We start from the raw sequence: 14,991 nt of genomic DNA, 5'->3' as shown, positions 1-14,991 counted from the left end.
GTAGACAATGCAGAGTCTCCTCCACGTCGCGGCAATGGCTCCCATGAGCATTCCGAGCCCCTCATGGTCCGGATTTGATATTCCGCTGCCGTGGGGGACTCTCCGCATCCATGCGTACGCCCTGTGCATTCTTCTCGGCATCATCCTGGGCCTGTGGCTCACCGCCGTGCGCTGGAAGCGCCGCGGCACCCCCGAAGGCAGCCTGTGGGACATCGCCATCTGGGCGATCCCCTTCGGCATTGTGGGCGGCCGCCTCTACCACGTCATCTCCTCGCCGGACGCGTATTTCGGCCCTGGCTTCAACGGCACCGGCGACCTGTCCCTGATCCCGCAGATCTGGCGGGGCGGCCTGGGCATCTGGGGTGCCGTGGTTCTCGGCGTTGTCGGTGCATGGCTCGGCTGCCGCCGTTCCGGCGTCAAGCTGACTGCATTCCTCGACGCCGCAGCCCCCGGGCTCCTGCTGGCGCAAGCGATCGGGCGTTGGGGGAACTGGTTCAACCAGGAACTCTTCGGCGGACCCACCACGTTGCCATGGGGCCTCCAAATAGACCCGAACAGCCCCAATTTTCCGGCTGGAATGCCGAGTGACACCCTGTTCCACCCGACGTTCCTTTACGAATCGCTCTGGAACATCATCGGCGTCGTGGTCCTCCTGGTCCTGGACCGCCGCTTCCATTTCCGGCGCGGCAGGCTCTTCTGGCTGTACGCCATCTACTACACGCTTGGCCGCGTCTGGATCGAAGCGTTGCGGATCGACGATGCCGAACAGATCAACCTCTTCGGCATCACCACGCGACTCAACGTATGGACCAGTATCTTCGTCTTCGTCGCAGCGCTCATCATCTTCATCGTCCTGAGCCTGCGCGGCAGGCCGGAGCCGGACACCGCGTACCTTCCCGGCAGGGAACCGGCCGCGGTGACCGCCGAAGAGGATGAGGCCGCCACGGTTGACTCAAGTGCCCGGGACGATGAGACGGCTGCTGCTGGGACGAACAGCACAATTGTGACCGATCCGAAGGCCCATGATACGGACGGATCTGTCTCAGATACCGGTGCGCATGGTAATCTCCGGAATAACCAAAGCGATCTGGGCCATACTGCTGAGCCTACGGAAACGGCCGAGGAGTCACATGCCGGCGTCACGTCGGATTCCGGCTCCGCGTCCACCGAAACCACTGCCAGCAGCGCCCCCGGATCCGGGCCGGAAGCTGGCAGCACCAAGTAGCCAGCGCTACGGCACAGGGGAACCGGGCTACCGCCCAGAGGCCCCCGGCCACAGCGTCGTGGCACCTTGGCAGTCGCCCGGCAGCACACAGAGGCTCCGCGGTCAAGCTTGGGTCAGGGACATGCGTAACTGTTCGTTGCGTCTTGCCCGCTGACCTACAATTTCAAGTAACTAGCGCTTTGTTATGCCCGTCACACGGCAGGCAAGGTGGGGCCAACGTTGTCCCTTCCATTCGCACGATCTCGAGGAAGGACGTCTTCAATGACCCATCTTCATAACCCAAGCTGGTCCGGAACAGTCGAACCGCAGGGTGCCATCTCGCCCTTCAAGCGTTTCGCTGCGCTCCCGGAAGCCCAGGGACTCTACAACCCTGACCAGGAGAAGGACGCTTGTGGCCTGGCCATTATCGCCACGCTGCGTGGTGAACCCGGCTATGACATCGTGGAAGCGGCCCTGACTGCCCTGCGCAACCTTGAACACCGGGGCGCCGTGGGCGCCGACGAAGGCACGGGCGACGGTGCCGGGCTCCTCATGCAGGTTCCGGACGAATTCTTCCGGGCCGTCACTGAGTTCGAGCTCCCCGCACCCGGTCAGTACGTGGTGGGTACTGCCTTCCTGCCGGCTGAAACCCGCGAAGCCGAGACCGCAAAGGCCGGTATCGAGGCGCTTGCGGCAGATGAAGGCCTGACAGTTCTTGGCTGGCGAGAAGTGCCGGTAGTGGGGGACCTGGTCGGCGCCATGGCCCGTGCCTGCATGCCTTACTTCGCACAGCCGTTCCTCGCTTCCGCCACTGGCGAAGTGCTGGATCGGAATGAACTGGACTCCCGGGCATGGCGTGTCCGCAAGCGTGCGCAGAACAAGTTCGGCGTGTACTTCCCGTCGCTGTCCTCGCGCACCATCGTGTACAAGGGCATGTTGACCACGGCCCAGCTGGAGCCGTTCTACCCGGATCTCTCGGACAAGCGCTTCAAGACCAAGCTGGCCATCGTGCACTCGCGCTTCTCCACGAACACGTTCCCGTCATGGCCGCTAGCCCAGCCCTTCCGCACCATCGCCCACAACGGTGAAATCAATACCGTCAAGGGCAACCGGAACTGGATGCGGGCGCGACAGTCCCAGCTCGCGAACCCGCTGCTGGGCGATTCGCCGGAGGAGTTGTACCCCATCTGCACGCCGGGTGCCTCGGACTCCGCGTCCTTCGATGAGGTTGCCGAGCTGCTCTGGCTTTCCGGGCGGCCCATCACGCACTCGATCATGATGATGATCCCCGAGGCGTGGGAAAACCACGCCACGATGGATCCGGCCCGCCGCGCCTTCTACGAGTACCACTCGCTGCTCATGGAGCCGTGGGACGGTCCCGCGGCAGTGTCCTTCACGGACGGCAACCTCGTTGGTGCAACCCTTGACCGCAACGGCTTGCGCCCCGGCCGTTACTGGATCACCGAAGATGGCCTGATCATCTTCGCCTCCGAAGTCGGCGTGATTGAGGTCGAGCCAGCCAAGGTGGTCAAGAAGGGCCGTGTTTCGCCGGGCAAGATGTTCCTGGTGGACACCGAAGCCGGTCGCATCATCGACGACGCCGAGGTCAAGGCCGAGGTGGCCGCAGCCAACCCCTGGGCTGAATGGGTCAAGGACAACCTGATCGACCTTAACGAGCTTCCCGAGCGCGAGCACGTGCTGCACACGGCCGCGTCCGTGAACATCCGCCAGCGGACTTTCGGCTACACCACCGAGGAATTGAAGATCCTCCTGGGGCCGATGGCCCGCACCGGGGCCGAACCGCTCGGCGCCATGGGCTCCGACACCCCGGTTGCCGTGCTGTCCAAGCGCCCGCGTTTGCTGTTCGACTACTTCGTGCAGTCTTTCGCCCAGGTCACCAACCCGCCCCTCGACGCGATCCGCGAAGAGCTCGTTACCTCGCTGAAGTGCGCCATCGGTCCCAACGGCAACCTTCTCGACGTCGGGCAGGTCCGCCAGCCGCAGATCTCCCTGCCGTTCCCGGTGATCAACAACGATCAGCTCGCCAAGATCGCCAACATTGAGAACGCCGACGGCGACAAGGTCGCCATGAAGGTCCGCGGACTGTACCGTCCGGAGGGCGGCGAAGCAGCGCTCCGGAGCCGACTGACCGAAATCTGCGAGCAGGTTTCCGGTGCGATCAACCGCGGCGTGCAGTACATCGTACTGTCCGACCGCGACTCCAACGCGCAGTGGGCCCCCATCCCGTCCCTGCTGCTCGTCAGTGCGGTACACCACCACTTGCTCCGCAGCGCCAACCGCACCAAGACCGCCCTGGTGGTCGAGGCCGGCGACGTCCGCGAAACGCACCACGTGGCTGTGCTGGTTGGCTTCGGCGCTTCCGCCGTGAACCCGTACCTGGCGATGGAATCCGTGGAGCAGCTCATCAGCACCGGCGAAGTCGTTGGCGTGACTCCCGAAGACGGCGTCTACAACCTCATCAAGGGCCTCGGCAAGGGCGTCCTCAAGATCATGTCCAAGATGGGCATTTCCACGGTGGCCTCCTACACCGGCGCCCAGACTTTCGAAGCACTGGGCCTGTCCCAGGACCTCGTGGACGAATTCTTCTCGGGCACCCACTCCCAGCTGGGTGGCGTCGGCCTGGATGTCATCGCCGCCGAAGTTTCCGCGCGCCACCAGATGGCCTACCCGGAAGGCGGCATCGAGCTGCCGCACCGTCCGCTGCTCGGTGGCGGCGAATACCAGTGGCGCCGCGACGGCGAACCGCACCTGTTCAACCCGGAGACTGTTTTCCGCCTGCAGCACGCCACACGCGAACGCCGCTACGACATCTTCAAGTCATACACCCAGGGAATCGACGACCAGTCCGAGAACCTCATGACCCTCCGTGGGCTCTTGAAGTTCAAGGACAGCCTGCGGCCCGCGGTGCCACTTGAAGAGGTCGAGCCGGTTTCGAGCATCGTGAAGCGCTTCTCCACCGGAGCGATGAGCTACGGCTCCATCTCCAAGGAAGCCCACGAAACACTCGCGATCGCCATGAACCGGCTGGGCGCCAAGTCCAACACCGGGGAAGGCGGCGAAGACGTGGACCGCCTGCTGGACCCGGAGCGCCGCTCCGCCATCAAGCAGATTGCCTCCGGCCGTTTCGGCGTGACCAGCCTGTACCTGACCAACGCCGAGGACATCCAGATCAAGATGGCCCAGGGTGCCAAGCCCGGTGAAGGCGGCCAGCTGATGGCGCAGAAGGTCTACCCCTGGGTAGCCCGGACCCGCCACTCAACCCCCGGCGTCGGGCTCATCTCCCCGCCCCCGCACCACGACATCTACTCGATCGAGGATCTCGCGCAGCTCATCTACGACGCCAAGCGGGCCAATCCCTCGGCACGCGTGCACGTGAAGCTCGTTTCCGAAGTCGGGATCGGCACCGTGGCGTCCGGCGTCACCAAGGCGAAGGCCGACGTCGTGCTCGTCTCAGGGCACGACGGCGGAACCGGCGCCTCGCCGCTGAACTCGCTCAAGCATGCGGGTGTCCCGTGGGAGCTCGGCCTCGCCGAGACCCAGCAGACGCTCATGCTCAACGGGCTCCGCGACCGCGTCGTGGTTCAGGTGGACGGCCAGCTCAAGACTGGCCGGGACGTCATCATCGCTGCGCTGCTGGGTGCCGAGGAGTACGGCTTCGCGACCGCGCCCCTCGTGGTGTCCGGCTGCATCATGATGCGCGTCTGCCACCTCGATACCTGCCCGGTCGGCGTCGCAACCCAGAACCCGGAGCTCCGCTCGCGCTTCAACGGCAAGCCGGAGTTCGTGGTCAACTTCTTCGAATTCCTCGCCGAGGAAGTCCGTGAGCTGCTTGCCGAACTCGGCTTCCGCAGCCTCGAAGAAGCCATCGGGCACGCCGAGGTCCTGGACACCCGTGAAGTTATCGACCACTGGAAGGCCGAGGGACTCGACCTCGACCCGATCCTGCACGGCCTCGAGTTCGACGACGACGTTCCGCTGCGGAACCTCACCGGCCAGAACCACGAGCTCGACAAACACTTCGACCAGCGCCTCATCGGCATGGCCGCCGAAGCTTTGAGCGACCGCACGCCGGTGAAGATCGCCGTCGACGTCATCAACACGGACCGTTCCGTCGGCACCATGCTGGGGCACGTCGTAACCAAGACCTTCGGCATCGATGTGCTCGCCACCGACACCATCGACATCACCCTGAAGGGCACCGCCGGGCAGTCGCTGGGCGCCTTCCTTCCGGCAGGCATCACCCTGCGCATGTTCGGCGACTCCAACGACTACGTCGGCAAGGGACTCTCCGGCGGACGCATCATCGTCCGCCCGGACCGCACCAACGTTTTCCAGGCGGAACGCAACGTCATCGCCGGCAACGTGATCGGCTACGGCGCCACGAGCGGCGAAATGTTCCTGCGCGGCCAGGTGGGCGAACGCTTCCTGGTACGCAACTCGGGGGCCGCCGCCGTCGTTGAAGGCATCGGTGACCATGGCTGCGAGTACATGACCGGTGGCCAGACGCTGATCATCGGCCGCACCGGCCGCAACTTCGGCGCCGGCATGTCCGGTGGTACCGCCTACGTGCTGGACCTCCAGCCCGCCCGGGTCAACAAGCAGGCCCTGGATTCCGGCGAACTGCAGCTGCTCGAGCTTGACGACGAGGACCGCACCATCGTCCACGGCCTTCTGGTCAAGCACCTGGAAGAAACCGAATCCGTCCTCGCAGGCCGCTTGCTCGAAAACTTCGATGACACAGCAGCCCGCATCACCAAAGTTCTGCCGCGCGACTATGCCGCAGTCCTGCAAACCCGTCTCGACGCTATCGAAGAAGGCCTTGATCCCGATGGCGAAGAAGTATGGTCTCGAATCCTGGAGGTAACCGGTGGCTGATCCACGCGGATTTCTGAAAGTCCGGCAGCGCGAGACGCAGCCACGCCGTCCTGTTCCCGTCCGCATCATGGACTGGAAAGAAGTTTATGAGGCCCAGGACAAGGGGGTGCTCAAGAGCCAGGCAGGCCGCTGCATGGACTGCGGCGTTCCGTTCTGCCACCAGGGCTGCCCCTTGGGGAACCTCATCCCCGAGTGGAACGACCTCACGTGGCGCGGCAAGGGCGAGGAAGCGATCGAGCGCCTTCACGCGACGAACAACTTCCCGGAGTTCACCGGCCGTTTGTGTCCTGCGCCGTGTGAAGCATCCTGTGTCCTGGGCATCAATCAGCCCGCTGTGACCATCAAGCAGGTTGAAGTTTCGATCATCGACGACGCCTTCGAAAACGGTTGGGTACAACCCCTTCCGCCGGCGCGTCTCTCCGGTAAGACGGTCGCCGTCGTCGGCTCCGGCCCCGCAGGGCTTGCCGTCGCACAGCAGCTGACGCGCGTCGGACACACGGTAGCCGTCTACGAGCGCGACGACAAGATCGGGGGACTGCTGCGCTATGGCATCCCCGATTTCAAGATGGAAAAGGAACAGGTCGACCGCCGCGTCGAGCAGATGAAGGCCGAGGGCACCCGCTTCCGCACGGGTGTGGCGGTCGGAAGCGACGTGACGTGGGAGCAGTTGCGCCGCCGTTACGACTCGGTGGTGATCGCCACCGGCGCTACCGTTCCGCGCGATATTCCCATCCCCGGCCGCGGCCTCGAAGGCATCCACTTCGCCATGGATTACCTGGTGCCCGCCAACCGCGTGGTTGCCGGTGAAACCGTGGAGGGCCAGATCGATGCCAAGGGCAAGCACGTGATCATCCTCGGTGGCGGCGACACCGGCGCCGACTGCCTCGGCACGGCACACCGCCACGGCGCTGCGTCCGTCACCACCCTCGCGATCGGCAAGCAGCCGCCGCTTGAGCGCGCCTCGCACCAGCCATGGCCGACGTTCCCTACGCTCTTCGAGGTCGCCAGCGCACACGAAGAAGGCGGCGAACGCACCTACCTTGCTTCCACTGTTGAATTTGTCGGAGAAGACGGCAAGCTCACAGGGGTCAAAGTGGCCGAGACCGAGTTCGTGGACGGCAAGCGCCTGCCGAAGGCCGGTACGGAACGCGTCATTCCCGCCGACCTGGTGTTCCTGTCGCTCGGCTTTACGGGTGCAGAACCTGCCGGTATCACCGAACAGGTCAGCGCAGAATTCGACGGCCGCGGCAACGTGGCCCGGGATGGGTACTACATGACCAACACCGAGGGCGTTTTCGTGGCAGGCGATGCCGGTCGCGGGCAGTCATTGATTGTCTGGGCTATCGCCGAAGGCCGCGCCTGCGCTGCCGCCGTCGACAAGTACCTCATGGGCAGCACTATTCTTCCCGCGCCGGTGGCTCCCACCGACCGGGCCATATCGGTCCTCTAAGGACCGGCGCACCACGCTTTCCCAACTCCAACCGCAGCACACTACTAGGGTAGGTATATGAGACGCGCAAAAATCGTGGCAACGTTCGGACCGGCAATTTCCAGCTATGACAACACCCTCGCGGTGCTGGAAGCCGGCGTCGACGTCGCCCGCATGAACATGAGCCATGGCGACTACTCGGTACACGACACCACGTACGAGAACGTCCGCAAAGCCGCTGCCCAGCTTCACAAGCCGGTTGCCATCATGGCTGACCTGCAGGGCCCGAAGATCCGTCTGGGTCGATTTGTCGACGGCCCCCACGAACTTGCCGTCGGTGACACTTTCACCATCACTACCGAGGACGTCCCGGGTACCAAGGACATCTGCTCCACCACGCTCAAGAGCCTGACCGAAGACGTCAACATCGGCGATGCACTGCTGATCGACGACGGCAAGGTTGCCCTTCGCGCCATCGAGGTTGACGACGTCAAGGTGGTCGCCACGGTGACCGTCGGTGGCTGGGTCTCCAACAACAAGGGCATCAACCTGCCCGGCGTTGCCGTCAACGTCCCCGCACTGAGCGAAAAGGATGAGGACGATCTCCGCTGGGCTATGAGGCGCGGTGTTGACCTGGTGGCACTGTCCTTCGTCCGTGATGCATCCGACATCAAGCGCGTGCACGAAATCATGGACGAAGAGGGCCGCCGCGTGCCGGTCATCGCCAAGATCGAGAAGCCCCAGGCAGTGGACCAGCTCCACGAAATCATCGACGCCTTCGACGCCATCATGGTTGCCCGCGGGGACCTTGGCGTGGAACTCCCGCTCGAGGAAGTGCCGATCGTCCAGAAGCGCGCCATTGAACTGGCCCGCCGTTGGGCCAAGCCGGTCATCGTGGCCACCCAGGTGCTCGAATCGATGATCGACAACCCGCGTCCCACCCGGGCCGAGGCTTCGGACTGCGCCAACGCAGTGCTTGACGGCGCCGACGCAGTCATGCTCTCCGGCGAGACCAGCGTGGGCAAGTTCCCGATCGAGACGGTCAAGACCATGGCCCGGATCATCGAGTCCACCGAAGAGCACGGTCTTGAGCGCGTTCCTCCGCTCGGTACCAAGCCCAAGACCCGCGGTGGCGCCATCACGCGTGCCGCCGTCGAAATCGCCGACCAGCTGGACGCAAAGTACATCTGTACTTTCACCCAGTCCGGCGACTCGGCCCGCCGACTGTCCCGCCTGCGTCCCGTCAAGCCGGTTTTCGCCTTCACTCCGGTGGAGCACGTCTGGAACCAGTTGGCGCTGACCTGGGGCATCCAGCCCGTCCTGGTCCCGATGGTGGGCCACACTGACGCCATGACAGCCCAGGTGGACCGCAGCCTCCTCGAGATGAAGATCGTAGAGAACGGCGACCTCGTGGTCATCGCGGCCGGTTCGCCTCCCGGACAGGCTGGCTCCACGAACTCGCTCAAGGTCCACAAGGTGGGCGACCTCGCGGACACTTCCCGTGTGGAAGAGGCCGCAGCCCGCAAGGAAAAGGTCGGACCGTGGCCGGAGAAGAAGAAGGCCAAGTCGAAGGTTTGATCTTTTCGGATTAGCTTTTCGGATCAAGCAGGGGAGGCTCCGCCGTTTGGCGGGGCCTCCCTTGTCTTGTTTTGGGGCCGGGTGGTTCGTGGGCGGCGGCGGGTGGGTTCGTCGTCGGCGACGGGTGCTATACGGTGCGACGGCCCTATCCGGGGCGACGAAGGGCGCCGCTTCTATCGGAAGCGGCGCCCTTTGCGGGGGAGTGCTAGTTGACCTGGTTGATGATCGTCTCGGCGACCTCGCGCATGCTGAGGCGACGGTCCATGGAGGTCTTCTGGATCCAGCGGAATGCTTCCGGCTCGGTGAGGCCCATTTTTGTGGTCAGGAGGCTCTTGGCCCGCTCCACAAGCTTGCGCGTGGCGAACTGCTCCTGAAGGTCGGTTACTTCGCTCTCAAGGGCCCTGATCTCCTCATGGCGGGATAGCGCGATTTCGATAGCCGGAATCAAATCGGCAGGAGTGAAAGGCTTGACGACGTAGGCCATGGCCCCGGCGTCGCGGGCGCGCTCCACGAGCTCCTTCTGGCTGAACGCCGTCAGGAGGACCACGGGGGCGATCCTCGCCTTGACGATCTTCTCCGCAGCAGAGATGCCGTCCATGACAGGCATCTTGACGTCCATGAGGACCAGATCCGGCTTCAGTTCCTCGGCCAGCTGGACAGCCTTCTCACCGTTGTCGGCCTCACCGACAACGTCGTAGCCTTCGCCCTTCAAGATCTCGATGATGTCCAGGCGGATGAGGGTCTCATCCTCTGCGACAACTACTCGGCGTGCCGGCTGGGATGCGGGCTTGGACTCCGTCTGTTCTGACACGGGATCTCCTTCAAGACGTACGGCGGGTTCTCCACCATCTTAGTTGCACCCGGTCCCTGCGTATGATTTATTGCTCGGCCGAGCCGGTTCTGGAAATTAGCCTATCTGCATGTAGAGTAGTTTCGCGCACTGCAACAGGGAGCGTTGAGTTCTGTGAAGAGCTCGACGTCGGTTAGTCTTGTTTCGGTGTTTCCGCGCCCGAGTGGCGGAATTGGCAGACGCGCCGCACTCAAAATGCGGTATCGAAAGGTGTGTGGGTTCGAGTCCCACCTCGGGCACAGTGTTTCCGCAGGTCAGGGGCCTATTTGGCCCCTGACTGTTGACAAAAACCCCAAAAGTGTTGACACGGGTCTAGCATTTTTGTGTGGCCAGCATCCGCAAACGCGTAAAAAAGGACGGAACATCCTCCTTCATGGTGCTTTGGCGCGACCCGAAGAGCCACGAGCAACAAGGCCTGACTGTCGCCTCCGAATCCGAAGCCGAGACCCTTAAACGGCTGCTGGATGCGAACGGACAATCCTTTGAAATTGCCCAGCAAGCAATCCTCGCGAACCAGTCGAAAGTACCGACTGTGGCCGAAGTGATTCAGGAGCATATTGACCTTCTGATCCGACCCTCAAGTGGAACCACCCGGACCTACCAGACGATGCTGGATCTTCATGTGCGGGACGTCATCGGTCACATCCCGGTGGACAAGCTCGATTACCGGCACATGAATCACTGGGTGAAGTCGATGATGGCCAAGGGCCGATCGCCGAAGACCATCCACAATGTTCACGGTCTTATCTCTGCAGCGATGAACACTGCCGAGATGCTGCAATACATCCCCCGGAACCCTTGTCGTGGAGTGCAGCTGCCTAGCCTTGACCGGGCTGAGGATGAAGCGATGTTTCTCACTCACGCCGAATTCAGCTTGATCATGGAAGGCATGGGGGAGCGGTACAAGGCGTTCACGAGCTTCCTGGTCATGACTGGGACAAGGTTCGGCGAAGCTACAGCGCTAACCGTGGGGGATGTCGACCTGTTGTCCAAGCCACCCACGGTACGGATCAACAAGGCCTGGAAACGGGACGGGCAGTCGCAGTTTTACATTGGAGCAACGAAGACCGGCGCCGGAAAACGCACCATCGGACTCAATCCGGCACTGGTCGAGCTGCTGATCCCGCTGGTAGCCAGCCGTCCCGGAAAAGAACTCCTGTTCACCACTCCAAAAGGGCAGCGGATCGTCCATAAGTTGTATTGGCATCACTACTGGGTGCCGGCCGTCCGGACGGCGCAGGCGATTGGGCTGAGCAAGACGCCACGTATTCACGATCTCCGGCACACGCATGCGTCGTGGCTAATCCAGGACGGAGTGTCGCTATTTACCATTTCACGGCGCCTCGGCCACGCTTCAACCCGGACAACGGAGCAGGTCTACGGCCATCTGATGCCACAGGCGCTGCAGGCCGGCGCTGACGCCACGGAACGTTCAATCACCGGATTCGTCCACTGACGGTGTTCGCGCCGCTGAGGCCGCGTTGACCGCATCCTAGTTCACTGGGGACAGCCGGCCCTTCGCTCGTGTTCCGATGAGCCGTGCGGGCGCCGCCGGTGCTGCCTGCGCTGGGACCTCACTCAGGCGAGCGATTTCCAGGATGTGCTCGGACGTGAAAATGATCTTTCCCTTGCCCCAGCATGTATGCGGGAAGCGCCCGGCGGCGGCGCCGTCGCGGAGCCAGGCCTCAGTGCATCGCATGAGGGCAGCTGCCTCGGCCGGCTCGAAGAACTCAAGGTCCATTTGTCTTCCCTGACTTCGTGGGTGGTGTTGGCAGTTCATGCTCCTGAGTGCAGGAATGGACATGACTAAGCACAAGTGACCGCAGCGACCGGTCAAATCACGGGCATTCTCCGAACCTGCGGCAGATCCTGGCCTCATAGAGTCGCCGAAAAGGCTTCGGCGGCCGCTCGTACGCTCTGGGGAGAGGCCGAAACCCTTGATGAGGCGGAAGATTCCACGAGCCCGGCGCCCTTCAAAAGTGCGATCTGACGGCGGATGGCTGAGGGAGAGATCCGGATTTCGGCTCCAATTTCATTGCAGCTCGCGGGCCCATTCCTGAGAAGGAAACGGATGATTTGGCTTCGTGTTCGGTTCATCAAGATGTTCGACATGGAGACCGGGCCTGGTAATGATAGAAATTGCTGCTGTAGACGGGTCTACAGCAGAAGGCTACTCCTGACTACTGAACCTGGGAAGGCCCTCGTGAACGTGGATAGGCTGATTGCCCTAAAGGGTCGCCCGCGAAATACTGGGGACACCAGTGAATGCCGCGAAAACTGATCTCGCCGTACCGCGCCAGAAAGTCCCGAGGGGGTGTCTATGCCAAGTGAAGAGTCGGGCTCGACTGGCACCCTCACCCCACAGGCGGAACTTGCGCGACGCCTGAATCTGCTCCTCGACGTAGTGGTAGCGGAGCGGGGAAAACCGGTGACGTTCCGCGAAGTCCAGGATGAACTGGCCGGAAGGGGTATCAAGCTTTCCAGAGCCCGCTGGTTCTACATGAAGGACGGACGCGGTCGCCTCGTTAGCGATACTGAATTGCTAACCGCATTGTGCGACATCTTCAACGTCGACCGCTCTTACCTTCTGGTTGGTGGTGACGCCGGCTTGCCTGAGCGCATCGATTCCCAGCTTGAGTTCGTGAAGTCCCTTCGTGCGGCACGGGTGAAGTCCTTCGCGGCCCGAACCCTAGGAGATGTCTCGCCGGAGACTCTTCGAGCGATCTCCGAGTATCTCAACAAGGACATCAGCCGGCATCCATCCGCCGAGGAGGCTGCCGCTAGTTCTCCATCAGATACCGAAGATGAGCATCCAGAAGTTCCTTAATGCGGACGGCGTTTGCCGAATAGCGAGGTGACCGGCCGTGTCTCCGGCCGGGTTCAACGTCCACATTGATAGCGCCGGACTCTTCAAGCGCTAGAAGGTGTTTGGCCACGCTTGGCTCGCCGGCACTCACTGCATCCACGATGTCTCCGCGGGTTGCGGGGCCGTGAGCTGAAAGATAGCGGAGGATTTCGTTCCGCGACCTATTGCCAAAGGTCGCGACGGCAGCCTCGACGTCGGACGACCAGGCGTCGTCGTGGGGTTGGGTAATCCTTGGCATGGAACCATTCTTGCCGAAGGGGTATAGAAAAGTAAGTCTCGCAGTCTTGACGATACTTTAATTATTCTTGACAATAGTTTGCATAGCTTTTATTGCGATGGTGGGTGGGGTCGATTCTGGGCTGACACCCCATGCGCGGGGGCACCCGCGTCGGACTATCGGAGACTGCTTTGTCGAAGCGGTGAAGACCATGAGTGTCGAAGATCGGGCGAATCAAGCCCAACAAAAACAACCAACACCAGCAACCATTGATGTTTCCCTCACCAGGCCACTCGAGCCTGTGTCAATCCCAGTTGACCAGATTATGGTGGCGGTCGAGGGAGTACGACGTTACGTCGTATCCCGTCTATCCCGGATCGGCCGAGCATGCGATGCAGACGATGTCATGCAAGACATCCGGTTGGCCGTCTGGGACGGAGTCGCACGCGGCCGCTATCGCCAACTCCCCGGAGTTCGCTTTGAGGCGTGGGTACAGGGAGTGGCCGGCAACTTATGCGCCGCACACATTCGTCGTGAGCTGTCCCATCAGACCCTTCCGCTACTGGTCGAACCAAGCGGCGGTGATTGCCCAGCCTCGTCTGACGCGCTGGCAATCTTAGCTATCGACCAGAACTGGGACAGAGGCGCTAACGGGGTTATAGACCAGGAATGGGCGCGCACGATTATTGCCCTGACCCGAACCAGTGTGAATGAGAGCGTTTGGGGCCTAGCCATGGACAGTCTTACTGCGCCGCGTCGATACGGCCCGCCCTCGCCACAGGATCGCCGACGGTGGCATGCGGTGACAGTGGTGCGCCAGACGGCGAAGACTGTTCAAAGTGCCCTGGAAGTGGAGCCGGCAGGCATCCGCAGCCTGGAGGATCTCTGCAAGCACGCAGCTGAATGCTTGCCAACCCTGGTGCTCCGCCGAGTTGCATCGACCATCGTTCGTCGAGATGTTCGCGGGCCGGAGAGAAACCGAGCCTTGGAGTCGTTGGCCGCCGAGCTCGGGGTAACAGAACGCTATGTGGCGGTGCAGATCGGTTTCGCCCGACGCCTGTACCAAGCTTCGTGGAGGATTCTCCGGAATGGAATGACAACGGCCCCTTGAGTCATGTCGTGGGACCGTACTGCTTGCAATGAAGGGGACGAGGAGGCAGAAATGGGGCTGTTGCAGAGGCGTGTCCTACTGGGCTCAGGGAAACGGCGGTCCTGGTGGATCGGCGTCCTGGCAATTCTGAGCATAGTAGCGGCAATGTTCATTCTTGCGCTTCCCGCGGGCGGGCCCCGAACGGAGCCTGCTTCACCTTCGACAGCGAGCCCGGCAGCCACTGGTGCTGCGGCGTCGTCGACATCATCGTCAGTCGCATCACCGACCGCAGCTTCCGCGTTGGAAACTCCACCCGCGATCGGAGAACCACGCACAACGGACTATCGGAGGCTTGCTTCCGCGGCAGCGACGGCGATTTACACCTGGGACACGAGAACGGCGTCGTACTCTGAGGTTTACTCCCGGCTCCGGGACTGGTGGGACGTTCTGCCGGACGGGTCCAACCCCCTAACGGTGTTTGTGCAGGAGTTCGAAGCGACCGGGGTCAACGCGGGAACCTATGCGACCTTGGCAGGGGAGCAGGCGCGCCGTTCGGCGACGGTCCAGTCCCTTGTGTGCGACGGCGAGCTGGCCAAGGTGCGCGACCACCCGGCGCCCTGGGTTGGCCTTCACGTCTGCACAGCGACTCTGAGCGTTGTGGATCAATCGCACTCGGACCGCAACGCCTATGCGGCTCCCGTAAGCGTCATGGTGAATTGTCCCCCGGCCGCTACAGCCCCGATCGATCATTGTGTAGTCGTTGGTTTCTACGCGACGCCGAGCAGGATCGTCTACTGATGCCGGCTCCCGCGGTTCTGGCCGGCTGGGCGAAGCGCCGCGCTATTCTGCGGGCATCGGCCG

Annotated in this window: 12 protein-coding genes and 1 tRNA gene; 9 read left to right on the top strand and 4 right to left on the bottom strand. The window is 62.6% G+C overall.

What is annotated here, in order from left to right; genetic code table 11:
• Positions 1 to 7: 7 nt before the first annotated feature.
• The 4 genes from lgt (at position 8) to pyk (ending at position 9,107) form a co-directional block, all read left to right on the top strand.
• A complete protein-coding gene (lgt, locus tag AB4Z38_RS05705; protein WP_441428823.1) occupies positions 8 to 1,225 on the top strand; it encodes a prolipoprotein diacylglyceryl transferase in 1,218 nt (405 codons plus the stop codon).
• Between the two features lie 261 nt (positions 1,226 to 1,486).
• Positions 1,487 to 6,100: a glutamate synthase large subunit gene (gene gltB, locus AB4Z38_RS05700; RefSeq protein ID WP_441428822.1), complete on the top strand. Its 4,614-nt coding sequence runs from the start codon at positions 1,487 to 1,489 to the stop codon at positions 6,098 to 6,100.
• Entirely contained in the window at positions 6,093 to 7,550 is a 1,458-nt protein-coding gene (locus AB4Z38_RS05695) for a glutamate synthase subunit beta (RefSeq protein ID WP_441428821.1), read from the top strand. Before gltB ends, AB4Z38_RS05695 begins: the two co-directional genes overlap by 8 nt.
• Before the next feature lie 57 nt (positions 7,551 to 7,607).
• A complete protein-coding gene (pyk, locus tag AB4Z38_RS05690) occupies positions 7,608 to 9,107 on the top strand; it encodes a pyruvate kinase (protein WP_441428820.1) in 1,500 nt (499 codons plus the stop codon).
• A 205-nt stretch (positions 9,108 to 9,312) separates the two neighbouring features.
• On the opposite strand, the gene AB4Z38_RS05685 is transcribed toward pyk, so the two are convergent.
• Positions 9,313 to 9,918 carry an ANTAR domain-containing response regulator gene (locus tag AB4Z38_RS05685; protein WP_059389079.1) on the bottom strand — a complete coding sequence of 202 codons (606 nt, stop codon included), beginning with the start codon at positions 9,916 to 9,918 and terminating at the stop codon, positions 9,313 to 9,315.
• A gap of 196 nt (positions 9,919 to 10,114) precedes the next feature.
• Here AB4Z38_RS05685 and AB4Z38_RS05680 point away from each other — a divergent pair.
• Positions 10,115 to 10,196, top strand: a tRNA-Leu gene (locus AB4Z38_RS05680).
• 86 nt (positions 10,197 to 10,282) lie between these two features.
• Positions 10,283 to 11,413 (top strand): tyrosine-type recombinase/integrase, encoded by a 1,131-nt coding sequence (locus AB4Z38_RS05675; RefSeq protein WP_441428819.1) that lies wholly within the window; start codon positions 10,283 to 10,285, stop codon positions 11,411 to 11,413.
• A gap of 36 nt (positions 11,414 to 11,449) precedes the next feature.
• Here the strand turns inward: AB4Z38_RS05675 and AB4Z38_RS05670 are convergent, their stop codons facing one another.
• Positions 11,450 to 11,698 (bottom strand): hypothetical protein, encoded by a 249-nt coding sequence (locus AB4Z38_RS05670; RefSeq protein WP_441428818.1) that lies wholly within the window; start codon positions 11,696 to 11,698, stop codon positions 11,450 to 11,452.
• A gap of 134 nt (positions 11,699 to 11,832) precedes the next feature.
• A complete protein-coding gene (locus AB4Z38_RS05665) occupies positions 11,833 to 12,054 on the bottom strand; it encodes a winged helix-turn-helix domain-containing protein (RefSeq protein WP_441428817.1) in 222 nt (73 codons plus the stop codon).
• A 223-nt stretch (positions 12,055 to 12,277) separates the two neighbouring features.
• Here AB4Z38_RS05665 and AB4Z38_RS05660 point away from each other — a divergent pair, with 223 nt between their 5' ends.
• The gene (locus AB4Z38_RS05660) at positions 12,278 to 12,784 is read left to right on the top strand and encodes a hypothetical protein (protein WP_441428816.1); all 507 of its coding nucleotides are present in this window, start codon (positions 12,278 to 12,280) and stop codon (positions 12,782 to 12,784) included.
• Here AB4Z38_RS05660 and AB4Z38_RS05655 read toward each other — a convergent pair.
• Positions 12,738 to 13,061 (bottom strand): ArsR/SmtB family transcription factor, encoded by a 324-nt coding sequence (locus AB4Z38_RS05655; protein WP_441428815.1) that lies wholly within the window; start codon positions 13,059 to 13,061, stop codon positions 12,738 to 12,740. The two genes, AB4Z38_RS05660 and AB4Z38_RS05655, sit on opposite strands and share 47 nt — an antisense overlap.
• Before the next feature lie 97 nt (positions 13,062 to 13,158).
• Between AB4Z38_RS05655 and AB4Z38_RS05650 the strand changes: the two genes are divergently transcribed.
• Both AB4Z38_RS05650 and AB4Z38_RS05645 read left to right on the top strand, forming a co-directional pair.
• Positions 13,159 to 14,151, top strand: coding sequence for a sigma factor (locus tag AB4Z38_RS05650; protein WP_441428926.1), 993 nt, complete (start codon positions 13,159 to 13,161; stop codon positions 14,149 to 14,151).
• A gap of 279 nt (positions 14,152 to 14,430) precedes the next feature.
• Positions 14,431 to 14,928, top strand: coding sequence for a hypothetical protein (locus AB4Z38_RS05645; protein WP_441428814.1), 498 nt, complete (start codon positions 14,431 to 14,433; stop codon positions 14,926 to 14,928).
• The last annotated feature ends 63 nt before the right edge of the window (positions 14,929 to 14,991 follow it).

The sequence above is a fragment of the Arthrobacter sp. 2RAF6 genome (assembly GCF_052115205.1).
Taxonomy (GTDB): Bacteria; Actinomycetota; Actinomycetes; order Actinomycetales; family Micrococcaceae; genus Arthrobacter.
The sequence above is the reverse complement of the archived record's forward strand: the minus strand, read 5'-3'. Positions and strand labels throughout refer to the sequence as shown.

Excerpts from the sequence above, each read along its gene's own strand:
- AB4Z38_RS05670 (WP_441428818.1), bottom strand. The coding sequence starts at position 11,698 with ATGGACCTTGAGTTCTTCGAGCCGGCCGAGGCAGCTGCCCTCATGCGA.
- gltB (WP_441428822.1), top strand. The coding sequence starts at position 1,487 with ATGACCCATCTTCATAACCCAAGCTGGTCCGGAACAGTCGAACCGCAG.
- AB4Z38_RS05660 (WP_441428816.1), top strand. The coding sequence starts at position 12,278 with ATGCCAAGTGAAGAGTCGGGCTCGACTGGCACCCTCACCCCACAGGCG.
- AB4Z38_RS05665 (WP_441428817.1), bottom strand. The coding sequence starts at position 12,054 with ATGAACCGAACACGAAGCCAAATCATCCGTTTCCTTCTCAGGAATGGG.
- pyk (WP_441428820.1), top strand. The coding sequence starts at position 7,608 with ATGAGACGCGCAAAAATCGTGGCAACGTTCGGACCGGCAATTTCCAGC.
- AB4Z38_RS05650 (WP_441428926.1), top strand. The coding sequence starts at position 13,159 with ATGGTGGGTGGGGTCGATTCTGGGCTGACACCCCATGCGCGGGGGCAC.
- lgt (WP_441428823.1), top strand. The coding sequence starts at position 8 with ATGCAGAGTCTCCTCCACGTCGCGGCAATGGCTCCCATGAGCATTCCG.
- AB4Z38_RS05655 (WP_441428815.1), bottom strand. The coding sequence starts at position 13,061 with ATGCCAAGGATTACCCAACCCCACGACGACGCCTGGTCGTCCGACGTC.